The organism is Ignavibacteriales bacterium (assembly GCA_016709765.1).
Classification (GTDB): domain Bacteria; phylum Bacteroidota; class Ignavibacteria; order Ignavibacteriales; family Ignavibacteriaceae; genus IGN3.
Genome location: JADJMD010000012.1, coordinates 490387 through 516568, shown reverse-complemented (window position 1 = coordinate 516568; position 26182 = coordinate 490387). Strand labels below are relative to the sequence as shown.

The window sequence follows — 26182 nt, the reverse complement described above, 5'->3', positions numbered from 1 at the left end:
AACAATCGGTTTTATTTATTGATAATAAACTCAGTGAGTTTAATAAAGTCATCAATTGTAAGTTGTTCTGCGCGTAACGAAAGATCGATACCACACTCGCTAAAATCTACACCGGCAAATATACCATTGCTCAACGAATTTTTTAGTGTTTTTCTGCGATTTCCGAAAGAAGATTTTACAATTGATTTGAACATTGAATTAAATTCAGAATTATTTCGAATATTATTAAAATGTATGTGAACAACAGCAGAATGAACGTTTGGTTTTGGGTAGAAAACATTTGGTGATACTTTAAATGCCAATTTTGTCTTTCCAAAAAATTCCAATAGAACGGAAAGAATTCCATAATCCTTTGAACCAATTTTTGTTGTCATTCTTTTTGCAACTTCATATTGAACCATAAAAACGGCGTCTTCAATAATTGTGTTATTCTCAAATAGTTTAAATAAAATCGGTGATGTGATATTATATGGAATATTTCCAACCACTCTAATTTTATTCTTGGAAGAAGAAATAAAATTATTCAAATCTAATTGTAAAAAATCTTGTTGGATAAGATTAAGATTTGTAAAACGATTTTGTAAATCTTCAATTACTCTTTTATCAATTTCAATTGCAGTAAAATTCGCTTTACTCTCCGCCAAATATTGAGTTAGAGCTCCTTGTCCGGGACCAATTTCGATAATCAAATCATTTTCTTTCGGGTCAATTTCAGAAACTATCTTTTTAATTATATTCTGATCTTGCAGAAAATTCTGGCCGAATCTTTTTAGTGGTAAAACTTTATTCATAATTGTTATAAAAATCTTTGTCAAGATAGCAAATTTCAGATGTAAAAATTCGATTTGATTTGTATAAGAAAAAAATATCTTATACTTTTCTTAAGTAAACTTTCCAAATAAAAATCCAAGGAGATAACAAATGCAAGAGAAATTTATTGTTAGTGTGGATATGGGCGGAACTAAAATTCTTGCATCTGTTTTAAATTCTAAAAAGGGAATTATTGCTCGACAAAAAAGACCAACCAATTTTAGTAGTGGAACCAAAATTTATGTTAAAGATATTGCTGAACTTGTAAAAAAGGTTGTTACAATTTCTAAATTGAGCAAACAGAATATTGTTGCCGTTTGTCTTGGCGTGCCGGGTTCAGTTAATCCAAAAACAGGAGTTATCGGAATTGCCCCAAATCTTGGTATTAAAAATTATAAGATGAAAGCTGAACTTGAAAAACTTATTCCATACAAAGTACTTCTAGAAAATGATGTTAACCTGGGAGCACTTGGCATAAAAAATATCGGAGTAGGTAAAGATGCAACAAATATGCTGGCTGTTTTTGTGGGAACTGGAATTGGAGGCGGTGTTGTAATTAATAAAAAAATCTATAGAGGTTTTAATTTTGTAGCTGGTGAAATAGGGCATATGCTTGTTGAGAAAGATGGTCCAAAATGTGGATGTGGAAAAAAGGGATGCTTTGAAGCTCTTGCGAGCAGAACCGCCATTGTAAGTAACATTATATATGATGTAAAAAAATTGAAAAAGAAAAGTGTACTTGCAGATCTTATTAATTCTAATCAAAGAATTAAAAGCGGGGCCTTAAAAAATGCCATTGATAAAAAAGATAAAGTGGTTATCAGTAGAATTACTGAAGCATGTGCTGTAATTGGATCGGTTCTTGCAAGCGTTTGTAACTTAATGAACTTTGATAAAATTGTTCTTGGCGGCGGTGTTATAGAAGCGCTCGGCGATTTTATGCTTCCAATTATTAAACAAAATTTTCAGGACCATGTTTTTGATGCTGCTGCAAAAGGCGTTAAAATTGTTGCCTCAAAGCTTGGGGATGATGCAGCAATTTATGGCGGCTTGGCTTTAACTGAAGAGTTTTTGAATATAAAGGTTTAGTAAAGTGTATCTGTGCTTAGTACGGACTACTTGTTTATACAAATTGTGATTTAATATCTATTAGTTGTTCGTTAAGTGCTTCCCACTTTTTAAGTGTACTCTCAAGATCCATCTTAGCTTTGTTAAATTTATTAGTCGCTTCTTTTGCAAGAACGCCATCGTTATAAATATTTGGATCAGCTAATTTTTCTTCCAATTCTCTAATTTCTTTTTCATAAGAAGTTATCTTCTCTTCATGGCGTAAAATCTCTTTGGATAAATCTTTTGTGGCTTTATGTTTCTGTTGTCTTAGTTCGGCTTCAATTCTTTTTTGTTCTTTACGATTGATATTATCATTCTTTTCCTTTTTTATAGTTGTCGTTACATCTCTTTCAAGTGATGATAAATCTCTTTTTGAAAGGAAGTAATCAATACCACCTAAATATGTTTTTAGATTTCCCTTCCTGATATCAATCACTTTTGTAGCGAGTGGTCTTAAGAAATCTACATCGTGCGAAACAAGAATAAGCGTTCCTTTAAAATCCATTAGTGCTTTTTGCAAAATGAGTTTTGATGCGTAATCCAAGTGGTTTGTTGGCTCATCAAGTATTATTAAATTGGCTTTTGTTAGCAAGATTTTACACAGTGCAATTCTACTTTTTTCTCCGCCTGAAAGCACTCCAACTTTTTTAAATACATCATCACCAGAAAACAGAAACGAACCAAGTAAAGAACGAAGTTGCCCAACTGTTTTATCTTCAGCAATACCATCAACGGTTTCAATAATGTCTAAAGATGGATTAAGATTATCAGCAACATCCTGTGCATAGTAAGAAACAATTGTATTATGTCCTAAAATTCTTTCTCCGGAATTATAATCTATAACGCCTGCAATAATTTTTGCAAGTGTTGATTTTCCTGCTCCGTTTGGTCCAACAAAAGCGATCTTTTCACCCTTTTCAATCTCAAAATCAATTCCACTAAAAACTTTTTTATCCCCATAGGCCTTTTTAATTGAAATAAGTTTTATTGGTGTTCTTCCGCTTTGTGGTGGTTCAGGAAATCTGATGTTGATTTCACTCTTATCTTCAGGCAGTTCAATCAGTTCAACCTTATCAAGCTGCTTTATTCGGCTCTGTACCTGCCGCGATTTAGTCGCTTTGTATCGAAACCGCTCAATAAACTTTTGTGTTTCTTTTAACTTTTTTTGCTGCTGTTCAAATTGATGCACAGTTAATTCGTCTCTTTCAATTTTATACTGTATGTAAGAATCATAGTCGCCTTTAAAAGTATAAAACTTCCCAAGAAAAATCTCCAATGTTCGATTCGTGACCTGATTTATAAAATCTTTATCGTGTGATACAATTAACAATCCGCCTTTGTAAGCCTTGAGAAAATCTATCAGCCATTCAAGGGAATCAATATCAAGATGGTTTGTGGGTTCATCTAAAAGTAAAATATCATTTTGTGAGATAAGAATTTTAGCAAGCGCTATACGCATCTGCCATCCGCCAGAAAACTGATCTGTTAATCGAGTAAAATCTTCTTCTTCAAACCCAAGTCCAATTAAAATTTTTTCAACTTTAGATTCCGCTGAATATGAATCCAATCCATCCAGCTTATGATGAACTTCGCCAAGCTGATGAGCAAGATCCATTTGTTCATCTTCAGTGAGATTTGAATTTGAGAGCGCTTCCGATATAGACTTTTCTTTATTTTGAAGTTCAATAATATCTGTTAGCGCTGAAGATGCTTCTTCTAAGAGAGTTTTACCGATGTGAGTTACGTGATCTTGAGGAAGATATCCGATTGCGATACGTTTTTGTTTTAGCACATTTCCTGATTCCGGCTGAAGTGAGCCAGAAATGATTTTTAGGATGGAAGATTTGCCAGTTCCATTTGCACCGACCAATGATATTTTATCACCAGAAGAAATTTTATAATTAATATCTTTAAAAAGATATTTACCACCGAATTGTAAAGAAACATTTACTAGATCTATCATAAATAACTATTCTCTCAGCACGGCGATTTTACCGGTTTCAACGCTATTACCTTCTTGATCAAATGCGATAATTATGTAAATACCGCTGCTAACTAAATTACCATCTTCATCTCGTCCATTCCAAAATGCAGTGCGTCCGCCAGGCGAAGAAAACTCACGAACTAATTTTCCAGAAACCGTAACTATTTTAATATCGCTATTTCTTATCAATCCATCAATTGTAACTAAATTACTTCCATCTTTAATAACAATTGGGTTTGGATAAATATTCAGTCCATTAAAACTTTCAACAGGTAGTATGGATGGAGTATCAAATGATGTTAATCCACTCGCAGTTCCCACATAAACTCTACCAGTCGATTCATCAATAGCAAGACTCTCAATTTGATCCGAAAGTAAAGCACTGTTATTTGTATTAATTGTAGTAATTAATTGTGTGCCATCAGTGCTTAACAAAAACAAACCTTGATTTGAACCAATCCATTTTTGATTTAATGGATCAACAGCAAGTGCGTTAACAGTTTGTGACCTGATAGAAAAAGATGTTGTAATATTAAACTGTGGGTTTGAAGATGAAACCACAGAACTTAGATTAGAAATGATATTTACTCCTACACTTGTTCCAACCCAAAGATCACCTCTGCGATCAATATCTAAACTAAAGATTGCATTGCTTGATAATTTTGGCGTTGCTATAAATCCGTAAACATCATCGTTAGGATCATCGTAGGTTCCCTTTTCATTGTAGTAGAAAAGTCCATTACTTCCATCCCCGGACATTGAGTACCATTTGGTTCCGTATTGATCTATAACCAAATTATGAACTTCACTAAATCCAACATGCTGTTCTAATGGATTTCTGAAGGAATACCATAGGCTATCCGGGGTTAATAGATACAACGATTTTTTGTCTGCTGCATCTAAGTTTATTATCCACAAGTTATTTTTTGAATCTACTGCGAAACCTGTAATTACAACGAAATTCAAATCATCTGTTATGCCAACCATTGGAGTATTGCCTGAATGATACCTGGTAATATTTTCGTTTTTTATTTTTACAAATCCTTTTCCCCAATTACCCGCATAAATAGAATTATCAGGTGCAGCAAAAATTGAATAGTATGCGTTTGTAAATAAATCTGGATAATTCTGAGTGTTATAATTCTCCCATGTTGATTTATCAAATTTATAAATGCCTACACCTGTAACATCTTTTCCGCTTGCAGACCATAAATTTCCATCACTATCAACAGTCATATTAGGGAATTGATTTGCCGCAGGGCCATTTGGAAATTTGAAACTATTATTCACAAAGATTCCAGAATTTGTCGCAACTGTTAAGCCAGTGTTTTGATCATAACCTAATTTAGTAACCACTGAACCAGTTGACCACAATTCCAATAGAGATGTCCCATCGTAACTAAAAACCTTATCAGTACCAGAAGTATCGAGGATGTAAAGTGTATTGCCAATTGATAAAAGATCAATAATTTTGTTGCCGGCTAAACTTAAATAGGGTTGCCATGCATTTCCATCAAAGGAAAATAACCCCGTGTTTGTGCCAGCAAGTAGAGTGTTGTTATAAAATCTGATTACATTTGTTGGGCCAGCAGGAAGGCCATTTGTTTGATTATAAACGTTCCATGATTCCGGTGCAGATAGATTTGTTGCCCCAACTTTCTGTATTACAACACCAGCCTCTGTAGAAGCATAGATTAAATTAGAGTATAAGACATTATTAACTTTAATGTTAGATGTGAATGTTCCGAACTTAAAGTAGGTATCGTAAAAGATATAATTTTTAGAATCAATTAAAGTAATTCCAAAATCGGTTGCAACATATATTGAATCACCAGAAATGGAAATGTTATTTATTTTCTTTGTTGTTTTGTCTGAATTAAAGATATCAAGAATTGAATGAAATGAATTTGTCTGAGGGTCGAACACATCTATGAGACCATTTGCACTTCCAAACCAAACTTTATTGTAGGTATCAATGGCAATTGCCGTAGGTTCTGTCCCATTTAATCCAGCAGACTTGCTATAAGTTTTGAAGGTGTTATCAGAACTATTAAAAAAATATGCACCACCTTTAGCTGCAGCCCAAATACCATTTGATGTTGCGGCGATATCATTAGCTGATTTCAAATCAACATAATTTTGCCAGTTGGATTGTTGCTGTGGAAATAATGTGATTGAAAAAAATAATACAATACTGAGAGATATGATATTTTTCATTTGAAATCCTAAATAATTAATAGCTGTAAATATTATATCGATATCTTCTCAATTGTTGGGATAAAAATAGAATAAATTATTTATAATAAAAGTAGCAAAATTAGCCTATATCAATTTAAACAAATCTGCCATCTCGAGTGCAGTTAGAGCTGAATCCCATCCTTTATTACCTGCTTTTGTTCCTGATCTTTCTATAGCTTGTTCAATTGTGTCTGTGGTTAATACGCCAAAAATTACCGGTAAAGAGTATTTTAAAGACACTTGTGAAATTCCATTGCTGGCGGCTGAGGCTACAAAATCAAAATGTGGAGTAGCGCCTTTGATAATTACACCCAAACAGATTATTGCATCATATTTTTTTTTGGAAGCTAATCTATCAGCAGCTGCAGGTATTTCAAACGCTCCGGGTACTTTTATAATATCAATACCGTTTTCATTTACACCATGTTTTATTAAACAATCGCTTGCTGATTTGAGTAAACTCTCACCGATAAATTCATTAAACCGACTAAAGATAATTGCAAACTTTTTTCCATTACCTATTAGTTTTCCTTCAATCACTTTTGTCATTATGCTGTATTCCTTAATATTTGCTTTCTCATTGCTTCTATTTTAGAAAATGAAACTGAGTATTTGCCCAGATTAGTATAATCATTTCGTTCACCACCATGAAAATCGGATCCGCCGCTCTCAAGTAAAAAGTATTCATTCACAATTCCTCGGTAATGTTTTACTTGATGTGGTAAGTGAGAAGGATGAACTACTTCAATTCCATCTAATCCGGCTTCAATTAATTCAACCATTATTACATCAGGCAAGTGTCCCGGATGAGCAATAAAAGATAAACCGCCTGCATCGTTGATGATCTTAAAAGCGCTTCTTGGGGAAACGTGTACTTTTCGTTCATAAGCAGGGCATCCATTTCCAATATACTTACTGAAAGCCTCAAAATAATTTGAAACCAATCCTCTCTTTACTAAAACTTTAGCGATGTGAGGTCTTCCGACGGCTGAATTACGTGCAAGTTCCATCACTTCATCTAATTCAATAATTAGTCCCAATTCTTTAAGTTTTTCGATTATTGTGATAGCCCTCTTAATTCTTTCCGCTCTAAAAAATTTCAGATATTGTTCCAACTCTTTATTTAAAGGATTAAAGAAATAGGCAAGTAAATGAACTTCACGATCTCTAATATCAGAGCTTATTTCTAAACCAGGAATGACCTCAACACCATATTTTTTGCCAGCCTCAACAGCTTCAACAATTCCATCAACAGTATCGTGATCAGTAATTGAGATAATTTCAATTCCGGATTCTTTAGCTTTTATGATTAGTTCTTCAGGGGAATGCTGTCCATCCGAAAAATAAGTGTGTGTATGTAGATCAATTTTCCCATCCATAAATCAATTAAACATTTCTTTAAATTTTTCATAATCAGTTATTCTAAGTTTAGATCCATCTAACTCGACTAAACCTTTTTTTGCAAATGAATGCAAAGTACGAGAAATAGTTTCTCTGGAAGTTCCAGCCATATTAGCTAATTCCTGCTGGAAAGGTAAATGATCAATTTCAACAATTCCCTGGCGGATTTTTCCAACATCATCAGCAAGCTGAAGCAGTACAGTTGCTACTTTTCCTTCAGCATCTTTTAAGGATAGTGCTTTAATCTTCATTGTTGCACTTCTTAATCTTTTAGTTAGTTCTGTTAACAACGCAACAGAGACATCAGGAAATTTAGAGAGTAGATCTAAAAACTCAGTTCTTTGAATTATAAATAGTTTTGAGTCTTCAACAGCCGTTACCGTTGCAGATCTTGCCATACCATCAAGAAGTGACATCTCACCAAAGAAATCCGATTCAATTAAAATTGCAAGGATAACTTCTTTTTCATCGTTGCTTGATCGTGAAATTTTAACTTTTCCTTCAGTAATAACAAATAAAGCAGACCCTGTATCTTCCTCAGAAAGTATTACCGTGTTCTTTTTGTAGGATTGAACCACTCCTGATTTTGCAATTTTTTGTAATGTTTCGGAATCCAGATCAGAAAAAATGGGCACGTTCGCAAGGAACTCTGTATTGTTTAACAAAATATTACCTCTCTTTTAAAATAAAATCATCAAAAAATACCCTCATAGTGTCTCAAAGTCAACTTTGTTCATATTATAACTTTAAACTTTAATTAACAAATTAACCGTAAACCCTTGTTTGATGTTTATTATGAGGGTTTTTAATTGTTTTTTATAACTCAAGTATCTATTTTAAGCGTCTTAATTTTTCAAAGTTAATTAATACGGAGATATACATATTATGGCTATGATGGCCAAAATGAGGAGTTTAGCTCCTGCTTTTATCCTAACAGTTGGCGGTTTATTCGTACTGTTTATGGTAATTTCTGATTCTAATGTTTTAGAAGCACTCGGCGGCGGTAGAACTAATAATATCGGTGTCGTTAATGGTGAAAATATCACTTACCAAGAATTTCAAACTGCTTTAGATCAGCAAATCGAAAATCAAAAAAGACAAACTGGTAAAGATCTTGAAGAAGCTCAAATTGATCAGATTAGAGAGCAAGTTTGGGACGCGGTTGTTACTCAAAAATTATTTGCTCAGTTAATTAAAAAGTACGGAATAACAGTTCCTGATCAGGAAATTAAGGATATAATTTTAGGTAATAATCCACCAGATTTTCTGAAACAGAATTTTATTGATTCACTTGGCAATTTTAACAAGCAACTTTATGATCAAGCAATCTTTGATCCGCAAAATAAAGCTGCATTAGTGCAGGCAGAAGAGTTGGTAAGGCAATCAAGATTAACCCAAAAACTTCAGAGTATGATCTTAGCTTCTGTTACTGTGGGTGAAGATGAAGTTAAAAGGAAATTTAACGAACAGAATATGAAAATAGAGGCTGATTATACTTTAGTTGATATCAACCTTGTTAAAGATGCCGATGTTAAAGTAACTGATGAAGATTTAAAAGCTTATTATGATAAAAACATAAACAACTATAAAGTTCCTCCGCAGAGAAAACTAAAATTTGTAATGTTTTCAAATGTTGCTTCTGCAGAAGATTCACAAATGGTTTTTAATAATTTAGTTAATGTTAAAAAAACTTTGGCTAGTGATACATTGGGTTTTACACAACTTGTTGGCATCTATTCCGAATTCCCATATTCAAAAGACACTGTTTCTGTTTCTACCTTAACCGGAGAAGTTGTTAGTGCATTTAAAAATGCCTCTGTTGGTGATGTGGTTGGACCTTTTGCAACGCCACAAGGATATTCACTTTTTAGATATAATGGATCAGTGCCGACTGGTGAAGTATATGTTAAAGCTTCACATATTTTAATCAATCAATTTGGAAGTGAAGAAAAGAATTTAGAAGAAGCAAATAAACTTTATAACCAATTGGTTGCCGGTGCAAATTTTTCCGCTCTTGCAAAAGAGTTTTCTAAAGATCCCGGAAGTGCAGTAAAAGGAGGAGATTTAGGATATTTTGGTAAAGGAATGATGGTTAAAGAGTTTGAAGACGCATCGTTTAGTGGAAAAGTTGGAGAAGTTCAGAAACCTGTAAAAACTAATTATGGTTATCACATAATAAAGGTAACTGATAGATCAGACAGAAAATATATTGTTGAAAAAATTATAAATCAGGTTAAGCAATCCGCATCAAGCAGGGATAGAAATTTTACTGCGGCTGGTGATTTTGCTTTTCTTGCAAAGAAAAATGATTTTGAGTCTGAAGCAAAATTGGGAAACTATAATGTTCAAGAAACCCCATTGTTCCCTGAACAATCTGGTTCTGTTCCTTCAATTGGTGCAAATAAAAGATTAGTTAAATTTTCATTTGAAAATTCATTAAACACAGTTAGTGATCCTTTCAAAGTACCATCCGGTTATGTGGTGGTTAAGATTACTGAAGTAGATAACGAAAAATTTAGACCTTTTGAAGAATTAAAAGAACAACTAAAACCTGCAGTTATCAGAGAAAAGAAATTTGAAAAGATAAAAACCATTGCTGATAATCTTTACAAAAAAATAAATGGAGACTTAAGTAAAGCTTATTCCATCGATACAAATTTTACTGTAAAACAAACAGGAAGTTTTACACCTCAAGGTGCAATTCCAAATATTGGTAGAGATAATTCGTTCCTTAACACTGCAATGAATTCAGAATTAAATAAAGTTGCTGAACCGGTTAAAGGATTGAGAGGATATTATCTTATAAAAGTTACGAATAGAACGCCATTTGATCAGGCTCTTTATTCCTCACAAAATACAACATTACGCAGTACAATGCTGCAAGAAAAAAGAAGCCGGTTTTTAAATCAATGGGTAACTGAAATAAAAGAAACCGCTGACATAGTAGATAATAGATATATGTTTTTCGGTCAGTAATTTTATTCCAATTTTGATAACCCCCAATTACTCCGTAATAATGTAATTGGGGGTTTTCTTTTTTATACAATTCAGTTTTTCTCAATCAATTTCTTAAATTACTCACACAAATTTATTTCCTGATTAAAATGAATAAAAAAATAGTTTATCTAACCGGTTTTATGGCTTCAGGTAAAAGTACCATTGGGCCAATTCTTGCCAACACGCTTGGATGGAATTTTTTTGATCTGGATAAATTAGTAGAGAAAAAGACAGGAAAGTCAATTAAAAAAATTTTTGAAAATGAAGGAGAAGAGTATTTTAGAAACTTAGAAACAGAAATTCTTAGAAAAACAACTGAGTTGGAAAATTATATCATTGCTTTAGGTGGCGGAACAATTGCGAGTGACATAAATCTTAAGATAATTAAATCATCTGGATACTTAATATATCTGGAATCATCACTTGAAGAAACTTATAAAAGATTAAGATTTAAACGTGATAGGCCTGCTTTGCTTTTTGATGGGGACGAGGAACCAAACAAGGTTGAATTTTTAGAAAAAATAAATTCGCTCCTTCAAAATCGGATAAAATATTATAATCAGGCTGATGTTAAAATAAATACCGATAATTGCATGGTCGGAAGTACTGTTGACAAAATATCCCACATAATAAAAAAAGATTTTTATGGCAAAAACGATAAAAGTTAAATTGTCCAATAATAGTTATCCTGTACTTATTGGTAATGATTCTTTGGATAAAGTAATTGAAGTGATAAATAAATCACCAATTTCAAAGTGTTTGCTGATTATCGATAAGAATGTTTTAAAACATCATTCAATGCTTATCCGAAAAACTTTTGCCTTGATGAACAGTAAAGTTTTTAATTGTTCTTTCACAGCTAATGAAAAAAATAAAAGCTTACATCAAGTAGAAAATATATATAAACATTTAAATGTAAATTCCTTTGATAGAAATTCAATTATTGTTGCTATTGGGGGAGGAATTACTGGTGATGTTGCTGGTTATGCTGCAAGTACATACATGCGTGGAATTAAATTTATTCAAATTCCAACGACTTTGCTTTCAATGGTTGACAGCTCGATTGGTGGTAAAACAGGTGTTAATTTTAATCAAAAAAAAAACCTGATTGGTACTTTTTATCAACCTGAAATTGTAGCAATCTATCCGGAGTTCCTTAAAACTCTTCCCAAAAGAGAATTACTTTCCGGTGCAGGCGAAATATTTAAATACTCTTTTTTGGCAGATGATAAAAATTATAAATCATTAAAAAAAAGTTTACAAAAATTATTTTTGAATCAAGCATTCAATATTGAAAAATGCATTTTGGATTGCTTGAATATCAAAGCAAATGTGGTGGAAAATGATGAGACGGAAAAAACTGGATTACGTAAAATTTTAAATTTGGGACACACTTTTGCCCATGCTTTTGAGGTAGCGTCAAATTATAAATTAAAACATGGCGAGGCTGTTATTGGTGGAATTTATTGTGCTTTATTTCTTTCCGAAAGTGTAGGATATTTATCCACAGAAAAGTTGAAAAAAACTATTGATAATTTTTCGTTCATTAAACCAACAAAGAAATTACTGCCACTTAATTCTGATTTAATCATTAAATCTATGAGCAATGATAAAAAGAGTTTGTTTGGCAAAATCAATTTTGTTTTAATAGAAGATGTTGGCAAAATTGTCGTTGATGTGGTAACAGCAAAATCATTTGTTACTGAATCAATCGGACAAATGAAAGCGTTAATCTGAATTCAATTCCGCTTTAAAAGAGGAAAACTGTCAGGTTTTGAGGGCGAAACCTGACAGTTTGTGTGTCATTTTTGGAGGGATGCTATGCTTAAACTATTTCGGATAATACTTAGCAAGTTCAATGCCACGTGGATTTAGACTAAAAAGACAACATTGACATCATTTTTGACGGTAAAAAATGCGGTTTTGTAATAATTACATTCGGTAATTTTTAATAGGAATGGAGAATATTGTGCAAACGGATATTATTAGTAATCATGTCGATTTTAAGGCTGAGATTTTGAAGCTTAAAGAAAAGTTGAATGCTGTGATTCTTGCTCACTATTATCAAGAATCTGAAATACAAGATATTGCTGATTTTGTTGGGGATAGTTTAGAGTTAGCAAAGAAAGCAAAATCGACTAATGCGGATGTTATTGTTTTTGCAGGTGTTCATTTTATGGCTGAAACTGCAAAGATATTAAACCCTGAAAAATTAGTTTTATTACCAGATTTAGATGCAGGTTGTTCACTTGCGGAAGGTTGTCCGGCCGATGAATTTGGAGCCTTCAGAAAAAAACATCCCAATCATATTGCAATCACATATATTAATTGTTCCGCTGATGTTAAAGTTTTGAGTGATATAATTTGTACATCAAGCAGTGCAGAAAAAATTATTAATCAAATACCAAAAGATCAAAAAATACTTTTTTCACCCGATAGAAATCTTGGTAAATATCTTATCAAAAAAACAGGAAGGGAAATGCTTTTGTGGGATGGAAGCTGCATTGTTCACGAAACATTTAGTGAAAGAAAGATTTTAGATCTAAAAGTAAAATATCCAAAGGCAAAACTGATTTCACATCCTGAATGTGAAGAACCTATTTTAATGCACTCAGACTTTATTGGATCAACAAGTAAGTTATTAAATTTTGTGCAAGAAGATTCTGCAACTCAATTTATAGTTGCAACTGAAACGGGTATTATTCATCAGATGAAAAAAGCGGCGCCATTCAAGGAGTATATCCCAGCACCGCCGGAAGATGATAATTGTTCTTGTAATGATTGCCCGCACATGAAGCTTAATACTTTAGAAAAATTGTATTTGTGTATGAAGAACGGGTTTCCGGAAATTAAAATGGATGAAGAGATAAGAAAGAAAGCTTTATTTCCAATAGAAAAAATGTTAGCAATGAGCTAACATTTTTTTAATAAAATTTTAAATGTTGTCCCTTCATTTGGATCAGAATTTTTAACAAAAATTTTGCCGCCATGGTAACCTTCAATAATTCTTTTTGAAAGACTTAACCCCAAACCCCAGCCACGTTTTTTTGTACTGTAACCTGGTCTAAAGACATCTTTACGTCTTCGTAAATCAATACCTTTACCATTATCGGAAACTTCTATCTCAATATTTTTTTTACTTTCAACTATATCAATATTGATCTTTCCATTTTTACTCTCGATAGCATCCAGCGCGTTTTTAATTAAGTTTTCTAAAACCCATTCAAATAATTCGCCGTTCATTTGAGCGCAACAGGTTTGATTTCCGCTTACTGTAAGATCAACAGTTTTTCCGGTTTGCGGAAGTCTTCGGTTAAAATATTCAGTTACTTTTTTTACTTCTTCAAAAACGATTTGATTTTTTATTTCCGGTTTTGCGCCAATTTTTGAAAATCGATAAGTAATCTTGCTAAGTTTGTCGACATCACTTGAGATTTCTTCAGTGATATCGAGAATTGCATCTGGTTTTTGATAATTGATTTTCATCATTTCAATCCAACCCATCAAACTGGATATTGGAGTACCAAATTGATGCGCAGTTTCTTTAGCCATTCCTACCCAAATATTACTCTGCTCACTTCTTTTAATCTGGCTAAAACCAATGTATCCAATTATAATAAATAGTGCTGCGATGATAATTTGTAAATATGGATAAAATTTTAGCTGCTTGATTAGCTCTGAGTCTCCATAGTGAATCCGTGATAAAATAATCGTATCTGCATAAGTAACATTTATTGGTTGATGGATTTCATCCATTTCTTTAACCAGATTTTGTAGATATGATTTTTTTTGTTCTTTATTATATGTGGAATCAAACTTAACATTCTTAATATCTAAACTGTTTTCAGGGTTTATAGAATTTGTACTATCTGTTAGTATAATTGGGAAATCGATTGGTTTAATAATATTATCAAACAGAAAAGTCAAATCCACATCGGCTGAAGTTGAATTTGCAAGATATTCAATACCTTTAGCATAAAGCTCAACAATATTACGTTCACGTTCTTGAAGTTTATTAACTAAACTTTGAGTGTAGTATAAAGTTCCGCCCGCAATTGCAAGAGCAAAAAGAAGTAGAATAATTTTAAAATTAACTGAAGCTGGACCACCGGACATTTTCATACTTTATTCATTCAAATGTTTTTGTTGTGGTAAAGATTAAATAATCAGAAAGTAAAATCCAGCGTAAAATAAATCTCTCGTAAGTTATTCCACGTAAAAAGTTTGTTTACGTTTTGGGCCAACAGAAACGATATCGATTTTAATTCCGGATTCTCTTGATATAAAATCTAAATAATCTTTTGTCTTTCCAGGTAGATCATCATAATTCTCGCAAGAAGTAATGTCAACATTCCAACCATCAAGTGTTTCATAAATAGGTTTAACAAGGTTTAAATGATCAACATTTGTTGGAAAAGTTTTAAGCTTTTTACCATTTAATTCGTAACCAACGCACACTTTTATTTTTTCAAATCCACTTAAAACATCTAACTTGGTTAATGCAACGGAAGTTATTCCGTTAATCATTTTTGAGTATGCAACTAAGAAGGCATCATACCAACCGCAGCGTCTTGGTCTTCCTGTAGTTGCGCCGAACTCAGCGCCAATCTTTCTAAGTTTTTCACCTTCTTCATCAAGTAGCTCAGTTGGAAAAGGACCATTGCCAACTCTAGTTGTATAGGCTTTTACAATTCCAATTACACTTTCAATTCTTGTAGGCGGAATTCCACTGCCTGTACAAGCGCCACCGGAAGTTGGACTGCTTGAAGTAACATAAGGATATGTTCCGTGATCAATATCCAAAAAAGTACCTTGCGCACCTTCAAGTAAAACTGATTTACCTTCATCCATTGCACGATTTAAATAAGCGGGTGCATCTTTAATGTATTTATCAATTGTAAGATCAAACTCAAGATATTCTTTTACAATCGCATCTACATCTAATCCTTCGTGACTATGAATTTTTTGAAGGATCTCGTTTTTTTCTTTTAGGTTTTCGCGAATCTTTTTTTCTAGTTCAGTCCTGTTTAATAGATCAACAATTCTAATGCCTTTTCTTGCATATTTATCAATGTAACAAGGTCCAATTCCTCTACCTGTAGTACCAATTTTATTGTTACCGCTTTCGTTAATAGAATCCAGAAGTTTGTGATAAGGCATTATTAGATGAGCATTATGACTAATAAATAATCTGCCATCAACATCAATATTGTTTTGTTTTAATAGTTCGATCTCTTCGAGAAGTGCAGTAGGATCGATAACAACACCGTTTCCAATTACGCAAATAACATTTTCTCTTAAAATTCCTGATGGGATAAGATGAAGTATATATTTCTTATCGCCAATTTCTACAGTATGACCTGCATTTGCGCCGCCTTGATATCGAACAACTACTTCAAATTCTTTGCTAATAAGATCAACAATCTTACCTTTACCTTCATCACCCCACTGAGAACCAACTAGAACGGTTGCGCCCATCTGATCATCCTGATTTTTATTTTTATAAATTAAACAAAATAAAAACTCCGCATTAAAGTAATACGGAGTTTAATAAATACTAGAAAAAACTAGATATCAACCAAAGCTTTTTACAGCCTCGTCAACAGTTTCAAAAGATTCAAAAATTGTAATAAGCTTGGTTATAATTAATAAGCTTTCAATTTTTTCTGTTACGTGTGCAAGAATTAATCTTCCGTTCTCTCTTTTCATTGTGGTTAAACCACTTATGAGCATTCCGAGTCCGGAACTATTCATAAATTTAACTGCGGAAAGATCAACAATAACATTTTTCTTTCCTTCATCGATAAGTTTGTGCAAAAGTTCGTTAAATTCTTTAGTATCTTCGCCGCCCATAACATTGCCTTTTAGCTCTACAATAACGGCGTTATACTTCTCTAATAGTTTTGTTTTCATTAAAAATCTCCAAAAATTTCTTGGTCAATTTAAGTAAGCTTATGTATTCATGCAAGCATGATTTCCCAAGATTATTTATGTCTTTTTACCGGTTATCAATTTTAGTATTTGAAAAAACATAATAATAATTATTTTAGGAACTAAATTTATAGAATGACGTCTAAACTATGGATTACGAACAAAAAGAGAATATGCAACAACCAAAAATTCTAAGCCTTGATGACGATTTTTCACTAATTAAGCAGTTTATCGACGGCGAGGAAGTGGTTTTTAGTGAATTGGTAAAACGGCACAAAGATAAAGTCCGAAATATCATTTATTTGACTTTATCTAATACTGATAGCGTTGATGATATTGCACAGGAAGTTTTTATTACTGTTTATCGACATCTAAAGAATTTTAGGTTTGAATCACAGTTTACAACATGGCTTTATAGAATTACTATAAATAAATGTAAAGATCATTTAAGAAAAAAGAATATTAGAAGCATATTTTTGCCTTTAAGGGATGATGAACCAGTTTTTGATTCGATAAACGAAGACACTGATATAAAACATATTGTTGGTAACGCAATTGCAACTTTACCTGATAAACTGAGAGTTCCATTAGTGTTAAAAGATCTTGAAGGATTTAGTTATCAGGAAATTGCTGATACGATGGAGTGTGAAATTGGAACTGTAAAATCAAGAATATTTAGAGCTAGAGAAGCGTTAAAAAAAATATTAAAACCTCTTGAAAAAGAGTTGATGCTATGAAAAAGAATAATACAGATATAGAGTTACTTTCGGCTTATGTGGATGGTGAACTATCCCAGCAAGAAAAAAAATATATTGAAGAAAAGATTAAATCTTCGTTAGAATTACAAAAAGAATTAGCTGATTTAAAAAAACTTAAAGAACTAACCAGCAATTCGATTGATAGAATTTCAGAATCACCGTTTTTTGAAACAAGATTATTTGCAAGTCTGAATGCAAAAAATTCTGCACGATTCAATTTTAAAAAATGGGTACCAATCTCAGCACTGACTTTAGTTACACTGGCTCTTATGACTGTGTTAAAGTTTAATCCAACTCTAATTGATGATCTTGTCAAACAACAAAAATCAAATCTTGTAGGATTTTATAAAGAAAATTTGCAACCGCTACTTTATGCTGCCGATCTAACTAATGAAGACATATTTAATTTTGCTGTTTATCAAGAACTTCCGTTAGATAACACTAATAATCAAATTCTAAGACTTGGCAATGATGCGAAGGGTACAGAGTTTTTTGAAATTAAAAAGGCTAGTGAAGTAATTAGAGAAAATAATTTACAAAAATTTGTAGGTGCTTTAAATTTTGATAAGGATGAGATTAAAAAAATCGATTCGATTATTGGTTCATATTCAGATCAGATATCTGCTCTGGTTTTAGTTAATGATAAGAATGCTGTTGCAATCAATCCAAATATCTGGAATACAAGAAAATTAATACTTGCTGATATTCTTGCTTTTGCGGAAAAGCATGCCTCATCTGATTTTAATAAAATGATTCCTAAACAAGTAATGGAAATCGATAATCACTCTATTTCACAGTGGGTTAATGAAGCTAAATCGCTACAGGATGACCAATATATATTCTGTACTTCTGATTCAATCTTTAAAGAGGATTTTGTTTTTGATATGACTGAGTATAAAAACGATTTGAAAAAGATGACAGAGGAAATGGCAGAACTGAATAAACAAAAAACTGTTTTACGCGAATATCATTTTAGAATAGATTCAAATATTAATAAACAAAAAAAGAATTCTAATTGGGAAAATCAATTTTCTATTATGATTGATTCCAATCTGATTAAAGTAAGCTTACAAAATACTGTTATGGATTTTCCTGAAATTAATCTACCAAATTTTGATAGTATTGCAATAGTTTTTCACGAAGCAACACAAAATTTTAACACTGTTCGCCCACCTTCACCGCCAATGACCGTAGGAAGCAGGAATTATAATTACGACTACAAATCTGTAACACCTAAGAAAAAAGGAAGAACAGACGTTGACCTTGATTCTTTAATGCACATTAAGAATCTTGAGAATAATAAAAATCGTATAGAACAGAATGAACGAATTAATAAAGAGGCAAGCGATAACAGTATTCAATTTTTTAAAAAGGACAGTTTAATTCTTATGCAGAATAAAGAATTAAAAAAAGAAATGGATAAGCTAAGAAAAGAACTTCAAAAGTTTAGAGAAGATTTTAAGGATCCACAGACTGATAAAAAAGATACAATTAATAAAGACATCTCAAATGATGTTCATATAATTGAAATTTAATTCACTTTTACGTTTAATCGATTAAAATTAAACACCGCCAATCCATTTATTTTGCCGCACTTCAAACCATATCCCTTTCATAATTCTTTTCTTTAAATGTAGATTAATTTGATATATTTTTAAGGAGCCAAGCAATACATTTAATATAAATCGGAATATCTTGAACCTTAACAGCCTTAAAATAAATCTTAATCTTATTATTTGGATTATCTCCTCGCTGGTTGTTTCTGCTTTTATTTATCGCTTACTTTTTTTTAGTAGTAACTCAACCCTCTTTTTTATTGTAAATGATTTTATAGTTTTTCTGCTTTTAGTAGTTCTAATTTTATTTCTGATTAAATCTCTCGGTAAAAAAAATCCTCATCCATCAGCACTTGTTTTAAATATTGGAATTATTAGTGCTTTTGTTTTTCTGGTGATGATGTTTGCTGAAAATCTTTTAAATATTCAAATCAAAAACATCAGTTCAAATCTTGTGCACAAAGGAATTTTAGAGAATCTTTTACATACTTTTTATGGTTTAATGTATTTAGGAATTGCAGGTTACTTTTTTGCAGCATACAAAGAATTGTATTTTTATAAACAGCAAAACAGAAAAAGTACATATTTCACTATAATGTCTGTGTTTATTGCTTTATCTGCTCTTTCAAATTTGTTTTTTAACGCAGAAGAGTATCAGTTTATATATAACACATTTTTTATAATTTCGATAATTCTGATAGTCTTTAATTCGATAAAAATTTCCTGGATTGCATTCATATCCAAAAAAGAAAAAATTTCTTTGCTTATTCTATCAATCATAATTTCTGCACTATTTATTTTAAATCTCATTAATAATGGTAAAGCGGATTTTAACGGAACAGTTTTGATGACTTTTTCACCTGCCATTTATCAATTATTTAACCTTGTGCTTATATATGGGGCGGTTTATTTTCTTGTTTTATTTTTTACCACATTGTTTCATATACCAACCGCAGAAGCTTATGACAGAAAAGCAAATGAAGTCTCATCACTACAGTTCTTTAGCAAACTAATTACACAGGTTTTGGATATTGAAGAACTTGCAGAAACTATTACGGATATTACAACTAAAGTTAGCAGTGCGGATGCAGCCTGGATTATTGTAAATGAAAATGGGGACAACAAAATACTTTCAAACAAAAATATTGCACTCGTTGATGCGGATTTGATAAACCAATATTTACTTAAGAGCGGAATTTGTGAAAAAATTACTGAAACCAAAATATGCACGCTGCAGAAGTTTGAAAACAAATCACAACTTTCTGAAAAATTTAGCAGTCTGGCTATTTCACCACTAAGGGCTTACAATGAAGTTAAAGGATATCTTATTGCTGCCAGAAAAAATGAGCTCATCTTTTACGAAGAAGATAAAACTGCAATAAATACATTTTCTGATTACGCCTCAATTGCGATAGAAAATTCCTTGTTGCTGGAACAATCAATTGAAAAAGAAAGACTTGAAAAAGAATTAGATGTTGCAAGAGAAATTCAGAAAAAAATCTTGCCTTCTAAAGATCCAAAATTTGAAAACCTGTCTGTGTCTTCTGTTTTCATTCCGGCATTTGAAGTTGGCGGAGACTACTACGATTATTTTGAAATAGCAAAAAATAAATTTGCTTTTATAATTGCTGATGTATCGGGCAAAGGGATTTCCGCTGCATTTATTATGGCAGAAGTTAAAGGAATATTTAGTTCGTTGTCGCGTATGCTTGAAAGTCCAAAAGAGATTTTAATCAAAGCGAATGAAATATTACAGCAAACGCTTAATAAGAAAAATTTTGTAAGTGCTTTGTATGGAATTATTGATTTTGATAAAGAGATTATTCGATTTTCACGAGCGGGTCATTGTCCGGCAATATTAGTTAGGGATAATTCTGTTGAAATGTTTAAACCTTCCGGAATTGGTTTGGGGCTTACAAATAATATTTTATTCAGTAATCATTTAGAAGAAATTAAAATAGATTTTAAAGAAAACGATACAATAGTTTTTTACACCGATGGAATTACAGAAGCTAAAAATAAAGAGTTTGAAGATTTTGGAGAGCAGAGATTTTCAGAAATTTTGATTGAACATTCAAATAAATCTGTTAACCAAATTGCTAACGAAGTTATAAAAGATGTTACATTATTTTCAAGAAACCACTCACAATATGACGATATAACTTTAGTTATATTTAAGTGGCATAAAAAAAATAACATAGATGGAGTTAAAGAATGGCAGAGTTCAACACCTCAATTAAAGAACAAGGTGCTGTAAGTATAATAAATCTTAAAGGATATCTTGATGCACATACTGCACCAATCCTTGAAAACAACTTTGTAGAGTTGATAGATAAAAAATGTTTCCAGATAGTGGTTGACTTCAAAGAACTTGCATACATCAGCAGTGCGGGCTTAGGTGTATTTATGGCTTACATTGAAAAGATACGAGAGAGCAATGGTGATATAAAACTATCTGGAATGAACGATAAAGTTTATAACATTTTTGATCTGCTTGGTTTTCCTTTGCTTTACGAAATATTTAAATCAGAAACGGAAGCTGTACAAAAATTTACAGAGAAATAATAAAGTGAAGACAAAAAAACTTAGAGTAAAAAGCAAGACTGAAAATCTTTCACTAATCAGAGATTTTGTTAGTACATCTGCATCTAATGCAGGTGTATCAGCTGATTTTGTGGAAAATATCATACTTGCTGTGGATGAAGCCTGCACGAATATTATTAAGCATGCTTATAAGTCTTCTCCTGATGGAGAATTGATTATCAAAACAAAATCTACACTTTCTCGTTTTATAATCAGTATTACTGATTTTGGAAATACTTTTGAACCTGAGACTATTCCTGAACCTGATTTACAAAAATACTATCGTCAAAAAAGAGTTGGCGGATTGGGGATGTACTTGATGAAAACGCTTATGGATGATGTTAAGTACGTTTCAATCCCCGGAAAATATAATGAAGTATTGCTATCAAAAAATATAAAAATGGCGAAAACAAATGCCGGATAATGAAAGTCTAAAGGTAAAAAGAAATCTTACTGCACTTGTTGAGTTTAGCAGAGTAATTAACTCCAGTCTTGATCTAAGTTTTATATTAAATAATGTGTTGTTAACCTGTCTTGGAAAATTTTTAGCTACAAAAGGACTTATTGTATTAAATATTAACGGAAAATTAATTCATAAAGCTTCTAAAGGAATTTCTGAAGAAGGAGTAGCACAGTTTCCTGATCTTGACGCTACAGAGGAATGTATCAAAAGTGAAAACTTAGAAAAATATTTAGTTGATAATAATTTGCTTGCAGTTGAAAAAATTAGTTCATCAAATGGATGTGTTGGAATTGTTTGTTTGGGAGAAAAACTTAATAAACAATTGTATTCAAAAGATGATATGGATTTTTTAAAAACAATTCTGAACATATCTGCATCAGCAATTCAAAATTCTATGATTGTTGATGAGCTTAAACTTGTCAACCGTGAACTTGATTCCAAAATTCAAAGATTAAGTTCGTTGTTTGAACTTAGTAAAGAGTTTGGTTTGTTTTCTGAATCTACAAAAGTAACTCGCTTATTAATATTTGCACTTATCGGACAATTTCTTGTCCAGAAATATGTTCTTTTGCGGTTTGAAGGAAATGATATTGAAGTTATAGAACCAAAAATTCCTGTTGAAGAACTATTAAATAATATCAGAAAAATTGATTACTACAAGATTAGCAGTTCTTTAAATAAGGAGCAGGTTGCGTTACTTTTTCCGCCGTTATTTCAAATGGGAATTGAAGTTATCGTGCCAATGCAGATTCAGGGTAAAACAAAAGGGCTAATTATTCTTGGAAGAAGAATTAATAATGTTGATTACACCGATGCGGATATCGAATTTATTTTTTCAGTTGGAAGTCTTGCAATTATATCGATGGAAAACAGACGATTATTTATTCAGGCATTAGAAAAGCAAAAACTAGAAGAAGAATTAGATCTTGCTCGTGATATACAAAGAAATCTTTTACCACAGAAAATTCCTTATTTCAAAAACTTTGAATTAGCAGCTATTAATATTTCGTCAAAACAAGTTGGCGGTGATTATTATGATATAATCCAACTTGATGACGATGATTGCTGTATTGCAATTGCTGATGTTTCGGGAAAAGGAGTTCCTGCCTCATTATTGATGGCTAATATGCAAGCCTTTTTACAAGTAATATGCAGACAGAATACTCCTCTGGATGATGCAACAGGATTAATAAATGATCTTATATCCAGTAATACTTCAGATGGGAGATTTATAACTTTCTTTTGGGGATTATTAAATGATGTAACTAAAACGTTTAATTATGTAAATGCAGGCCACAATCCACCTTTGCTAATTCGGAATGGAACAATAACAAAACTTGAAATTGGCGGAATGATATTAGGTGTGATGAAGACAATGATGCCTTATAAATCAGAATTAATTCAACTTCAAAAAGATGATGTACTTGTTTTATTTACAGATGGAATTTCTGAAGCTATGAACAAAAAGAGTGAAGAATTTTCTGATGAAGCGTTAGAAAAATTGTCTTTAGAAATGGCTGGTGCTTCTGCTGATACGATTCTCAAAGGAATACAAAGTGAAGTGCAAAAATTTACTAGTGGTGCACATCAATCCGATGATATAACGTTAATGGTTGTTAAGGTTAAATAAGCAGCGAATAGAATAGTTAATTTATAGCGATGAACAGATTTAAGAGAATATATTTAAAATACAGATTGAACTTTGTTTCTGGTTTAACATTGCTGCTTGCCTTTGTTGCAGTACTGTCTATCTACTTTTCTCTGGAAGTTAGACTTCAATCCAATGATGAATGTTTGTGGAATCCCCAAAAAGTATCTAAAGATTCTGTTGAAATATTTTTTTCTAAGGTAAAAGAAAATGGAGTTTCGTGGAACGCAGGAATAAGAAACGGTGACCAACTTTTGGAAATTGATGACGTTAAACTTAGTGGAACTCTTCAAGCTCAAGAAATACTTAATAAATTTAAGTCTGGTGAACTGGCTGATTATGTTGTTAAAAAACCAACAGGAGAAATACTTAGAACACAGGTTTTTGTAAAAAAACTTGTTCAATTTGGTTCACTTGCTCAAAGTATAAGTGCTTTATTATATCTGATAATAGGCTTTATTGTATTTACTGCTAAGCCGGATGGACTTGCACAGAGGCTGTTTTATTTGATCGGTGTATTTACAGTATTGGCTGCAGCAATTGTTTTATTTCCGCTTGATGATCTGTTCTTTATGAAGTTTATTATCGAAAAACCTAAAACTGCATTAATAGCCGGCAGTGTCGTTATCTTCAGTCAGGTATTCGTTCAGTTTTTAGTTCTATACTTTGTTTGGTCTTTCCCTATGCAATTTAAATTTGCTTCCAAAAAAAGTGTAAAGATTGCTTTAATTGCTGCCTCAATTATATTAAGCCTAACCGGTATCATACTTGCAAGCTCCTTGTACTGGACAAATTTTAAAAGTTTAAGCTTATTTAGATCATGGCAGCTATTTATAAGAATAACATTTTTAATAATATATATTGCTTCTTGGTTCTCTCTATTAATTCAGTACAAACGAGAAAAAAATCCAATCAAGAAAAAACCAATTCTACTTTTTATTATTGCCTTTACATTTGGAAGCCTGATTCAATTATATGTTAGTACTATTGCACCGGCAATTTCTGATACTGTGTTTAATTCCCCAGAATATTATATGCCGATTATACTTGTAGTTTTTGTTCCAATAATATTTGCATATGCAATCTTTAAGTATCATCTACTTGATGTAAGCATTGTAGTTAGAAACACGATTATTTACGGTACCGCAATGGCTACGATTGCAGGTATTTATTTTGTGGTAATATATTTATTGGGGCAGGGAATAAGCAGAGTTATTGGAGCAGAGAATCAAGGGCTTATTGCTGGAATTTTCTTTTTAATTTTTGCTTTTATATTTCAATCAACAAAAGATAGGTTTCAAGGTTTTCTTACTAGAAAATTTTATCCCGAACAATTTGCATATCAAAAGGTGTTAATTCAATTCAGCAACGATGTTTCCACTGTTGTTGGGACTGATAGAATTTTGGATTTAACAACTAGTACTTTTATCGATGCTTTAAAGATTAATAAATTTGGAATTTTAATTAGAGATTATGACGAAGATGTCTTGACATTAGCCCGTGGGGTAGGCTTTGCGAATCAAAGTTGTCATATAGAAAAATCTAATCTTATAACTGTCTTTAGAACAAAATCATTAGTTTCAAATTATCCGGTCATTGAACAGCAGGACTTTGAGAGTGTTTTCCCAGGTAAAGCAGAAAGGTTAATTGAAGAAGGTATTTATTCAATTATTCCTATGATTGTAAAATCTAAGGTTATCGGTGCATTATTATTTGGATTAAAATATTCGGGTTCTAAATTTGGTGGTAAAGACTTAGAGCTTTTAACGGCAGCCGCAAATCAATTAGCAATATCATTAGAGAATGCAAGATTATATAAGACAGAACTTGAAAAAATAAAAATTGAAAGAGATCTTGATCTTGCAAAAAAAATACAACAGGGGCTTTTGCCAAAACATATTCCTTATATAAATGGATTAGATATTAGTGGGGAGATGATTCCTGCAATGCAAGTCGGCGGAGATTATTATGATTTGATCCCGCTTTCCGAAACAAAAATATTCGTAGCAGTTGCGGATGTTTCCGGCAAAGGATTATCAGCTTCTTTATATATGACAAAGCTGCAAACGATGATTCAATTAGCATCACAATCAAGCAGCAGCCCAAAAGAAATATTGATTGAAATAAATAAACGATTATATCAATCAATGGAACGAAGCTGGTTTATTACAATGACGCTTGCACTTTTTGATACCGAAAATAATACTATTAAATTTTGCAGAGCTGGACATATGCCGCTAATTACTGCTAACAACGGCACAGTTGAATCAATAAAAACAGAAGGCATTGGATTGGGTTTGGAAAAAGGCGAAGTGTTTGAAAGAACCTTGCAGGAAGTTGAACTTAAAACAAAATCAAACCAAATATTTGCTTTTTTTTCAGATGGAATAACTGAAGCAATGAATGAAAATGATGAATTATTTGGAGAAGATAAATTAAACGAAATATTAAAAGGCAAATCACACAATCGTTCCACAGAAGTTATGGATAAAGTCTGGAGCGAAGTACAACTCTTTAGAGGCTCCACCCCGGTTAATGATGATATGACAATGGTCATTGTGAAAGTTAAATAGAAAATTGAAATGGATTGTTAATTTGTTGTTCGCTTCCTTAGCTCCACTCATTGCCAAACTAAGAATGAAGAGTGAAAGACTATTTTACCTTGTTAGTTTATCCTATTATTGGTATAAAATCAAATGTGGT

21 protein-coding genes are annotated in these 26182 nt (G+C 32.0%); 12 read left to right on the top strand and 9 right to left on the bottom strand.

The window, feature by feature from the left end:
* Window positions 1-11: 11 nt before the first annotated feature.
* Window positions 12-791, bottom strand: coding sequence for a 16S rRNA (adenine(1518)-N(6)/adenine(1519)-N(6))-dimethyltransferase RsmA (gene rsmA / locus IPJ23_08090; GenBank protein MBK7630647.1), 780 nt, complete (start codon window positions 789-791; stop codon window positions 12-14).
* A 130-nt stretch (window positions 792-921) separates the two neighbouring features.
* On the opposite strand from rsmA, the gene IPJ23_08085 reads away from it, so the two are divergent.
* A complete protein-coding gene (locus IPJ23_08085) occupies window positions 922-1899 on the top strand; it encodes an ROK family protein (protein MBK7630646.1) in 978 nt (325 codons plus the stop codon).
* Between the two features lie 34 nt (window positions 1900-1933).
* Here IPJ23_08085 and IPJ23_08080 read toward each other — a convergent pair whose 3' ends face one another.
* The 5 genes from IPJ23_08080 to IPJ23_08060 all read right to left on the bottom strand — a co-directional run bounded on the left by IPJ23_08080 (window position 1934) and on the right by IPJ23_08060 (window position 8211).
* Window positions 1934-3883, bottom strand: coding sequence for an ABC-F family ATP-binding cassette domain-containing protein (locus IPJ23_08080; protein MBK7630645.1), 1950 nt, complete (start codon window positions 3881-3883; stop codon window positions 1934-1936).
* A 6-nt stretch (window positions 3884-3889) separates the two neighbouring features.
* Window positions 3890-6121, bottom strand: a complete 2232-nt coding sequence (locus IPJ23_08075) for a hypothetical protein (GenBank protein ID MBK7630644.1) — start codon at window positions 6119-6121, stop codon at window positions 3890-3892.
* Window positions 6122-6226: 105 nt separating this feature from the next.
* Window positions 6227-6691 (bottom strand): 6,7-dimethyl-8-ribityllumazine synthase, encoded by a 465-nt coding sequence (locus IPJ23_08070; GenBank protein MBK7630643.1) that lies wholly within the window; start codon window positions 6689-6691, stop codon window positions 6227-6229.
* Window positions 6691-7521, bottom strand: coding sequence for a PHP domain-containing protein (locus tag IPJ23_08065; protein ID MBK7630642.1), 831 nt, complete (start codon window positions 7519-7521; stop codon window positions 6691-6693). The genes IPJ23_08070 and IPJ23_08065 overlap by 1 nt, the downstream gene beginning before the upstream one ends.
* 3 nt (window positions 7522-7524) lie before the next feature.
* A complete protein-coding gene (locus IPJ23_08060) occupies window positions 7525-8211 on the bottom strand; it encodes a Crp/Fnr family transcriptional regulator (GenBank protein MBK7630641.1) in 687 nt (228 codons plus the stop codon).
* A gap of 217 nt (window positions 8212-8428) precedes the next feature.
* On the opposite strand from IPJ23_08060, the gene IPJ23_08055 reads away from it, so the two are divergent.
* The 4 genes from IPJ23_08055 (at window position 8429) to nadA (ending at window position 13457) form a co-directional block, all read left to right on the top strand.
* Entirely contained in the window at window positions 8429-10519 is a 2091-nt protein-coding gene (locus IPJ23_08055) for a peptidylprolyl isomerase (protein MBK7630640.1), read from the top strand.
* A gap of 128 nt (window positions 10520-10647) precedes the next feature.
* Window positions 10648-11208: a shikimate kinase gene (locus IPJ23_08050; protein ID MBK7630639.1), complete on the top strand. Its 561-nt coding sequence runs from the start codon at window positions 10648-10650 to the stop codon at window positions 11206-11208.
* A complete protein-coding gene (gene aroB / locus IPJ23_08045) occupies window positions 11186-12277 on the top strand; it encodes a 3-dehydroquinate synthase (GenBank protein MBK7630638.1) in 1092 nt (363 codons plus the stop codon). Before IPJ23_08050 ends, aroB begins: the two co-directional genes overlap by 23 nt.
* 220 nt (window positions 12278-12497) lie before the next feature.
* On the top strand, window positions 12498-13457 hold the full coding sequence (nadA, locus tag IPJ23_08040) for a quinolinate synthase NadA (protein MBK7630637.1): 960 nt from the start codon (window positions 12498-12500) through the stop codon (window positions 13455-13457).
* On the opposite strand, the gene IPJ23_08035 is transcribed toward nadA, so the two are convergent.
* The 3 genes from IPJ23_08035 to IPJ23_08025 form a co-directional block, all read right to left on the bottom strand.
* Window positions 13454-14662, bottom strand: coding sequence for a HAMP domain-containing histidine kinase (locus IPJ23_08035; protein ID MBK7630636.1), 1209 nt, complete (start codon window positions 14660-14662; stop codon window positions 13454-13456). The two genes, nadA and IPJ23_08035, sit on opposite strands and share 4 nt — an antisense overlap.
* 84 nt (window positions 14663-14746) lie before the next feature.
* Window positions 14747-16018, bottom strand: a complete 1272-nt coding sequence (locus IPJ23_08030; protein ID MBK7630635.1) for an adenylosuccinate synthase — start codon at window positions 16016-16018, stop codon at window positions 14747-14749.
* A gap of 96 nt (window positions 16019-16114) precedes the next feature.
* On the bottom strand, window positions 16115-16453 hold the full coding sequence (locus IPJ23_08025; protein MBK7630634.1) for an STAS domain-containing protein: 339 nt from the start codon (window positions 16451-16453) through the stop codon (window positions 16115-16117).
* A 167-nt stretch (window positions 16454-16620) separates the two neighbouring features.
* Between IPJ23_08025 and IPJ23_08020 the strand changes: the two genes are divergently transcribed.
* The 7 genes from IPJ23_08020 to IPJ23_07990 all read left to right on the top strand — a co-directional run bounded on the left by IPJ23_08020 (window position 16621) and on the right by IPJ23_07990 (window position 26052).
* On the top strand, window positions 16621-17208 hold the full coding sequence (locus tag IPJ23_08020) for a sigma-70 family RNA polymerase sigma factor (GenBank protein MBK7630633.1): 588 nt from the start codon (window positions 16621-16623) through the stop codon (window positions 17206-17208).
* Window positions 17205-18764: a hypothetical protein gene (locus tag IPJ23_08015; GenBank protein MBK7630632.1), complete on the top strand. Its 1560-nt coding sequence runs from the start codon at window positions 17205-17207 to the stop codon at window positions 18762-18764. The genes IPJ23_08020 and IPJ23_08015 overlap by 4 nt, the downstream gene beginning before the upstream one ends.
* Before the next feature lie 160 nt (window positions 18765-18924).
* On the top strand, window positions 18925-21042 hold the full coding sequence (locus IPJ23_08010) for a SpoIIE family protein phosphatase (GenBank protein MBK7630631.1): 2118 nt from the start codon (window positions 18925-18927) through the stop codon (window positions 21040-21042).
* Window positions 21000-21350: an STAS domain-containing protein gene (locus tag IPJ23_08005; protein MBK7630630.1), complete on the top strand. Its 351-nt coding sequence runs from the start codon at window positions 21000-21002 to the stop codon at window positions 21348-21350. The genes IPJ23_08010 and IPJ23_08005 overlap by 43 nt, the downstream gene beginning before the upstream one ends.
* A gap of 4 nt (window positions 21351-21354) precedes the next feature.
* Window positions 21355-21792 (top strand): ATP-binding protein, encoded by a 438-nt coding sequence (locus tag IPJ23_08000; protein ID MBK7630629.1) that lies wholly within the window; start codon window positions 21355-21357, stop codon window positions 21790-21792.
* Window positions 21782-23461 (top strand): PP2C family protein-serine/threonine phosphatase, encoded by a 1680-nt coding sequence (locus IPJ23_07995; protein ID MBK7630628.1) that lies wholly within the window; start codon window positions 21782-21784, stop codon window positions 23459-23461. Before IPJ23_08000 ends, IPJ23_07995 begins: the two co-directional genes overlap by 11 nt.
* 29 nt (window positions 23462-23490) lie before the next feature.
* Window positions 23491-26052, top strand: a complete 2562-nt coding sequence (locus IPJ23_07990; GenBank protein MBK7630627.1) for a SpoIIE family protein phosphatase — start codon at window positions 23491-23493, stop codon at window positions 26050-26052.
* Window positions 26053-26182 lie beyond the last annotated feature (130 nt).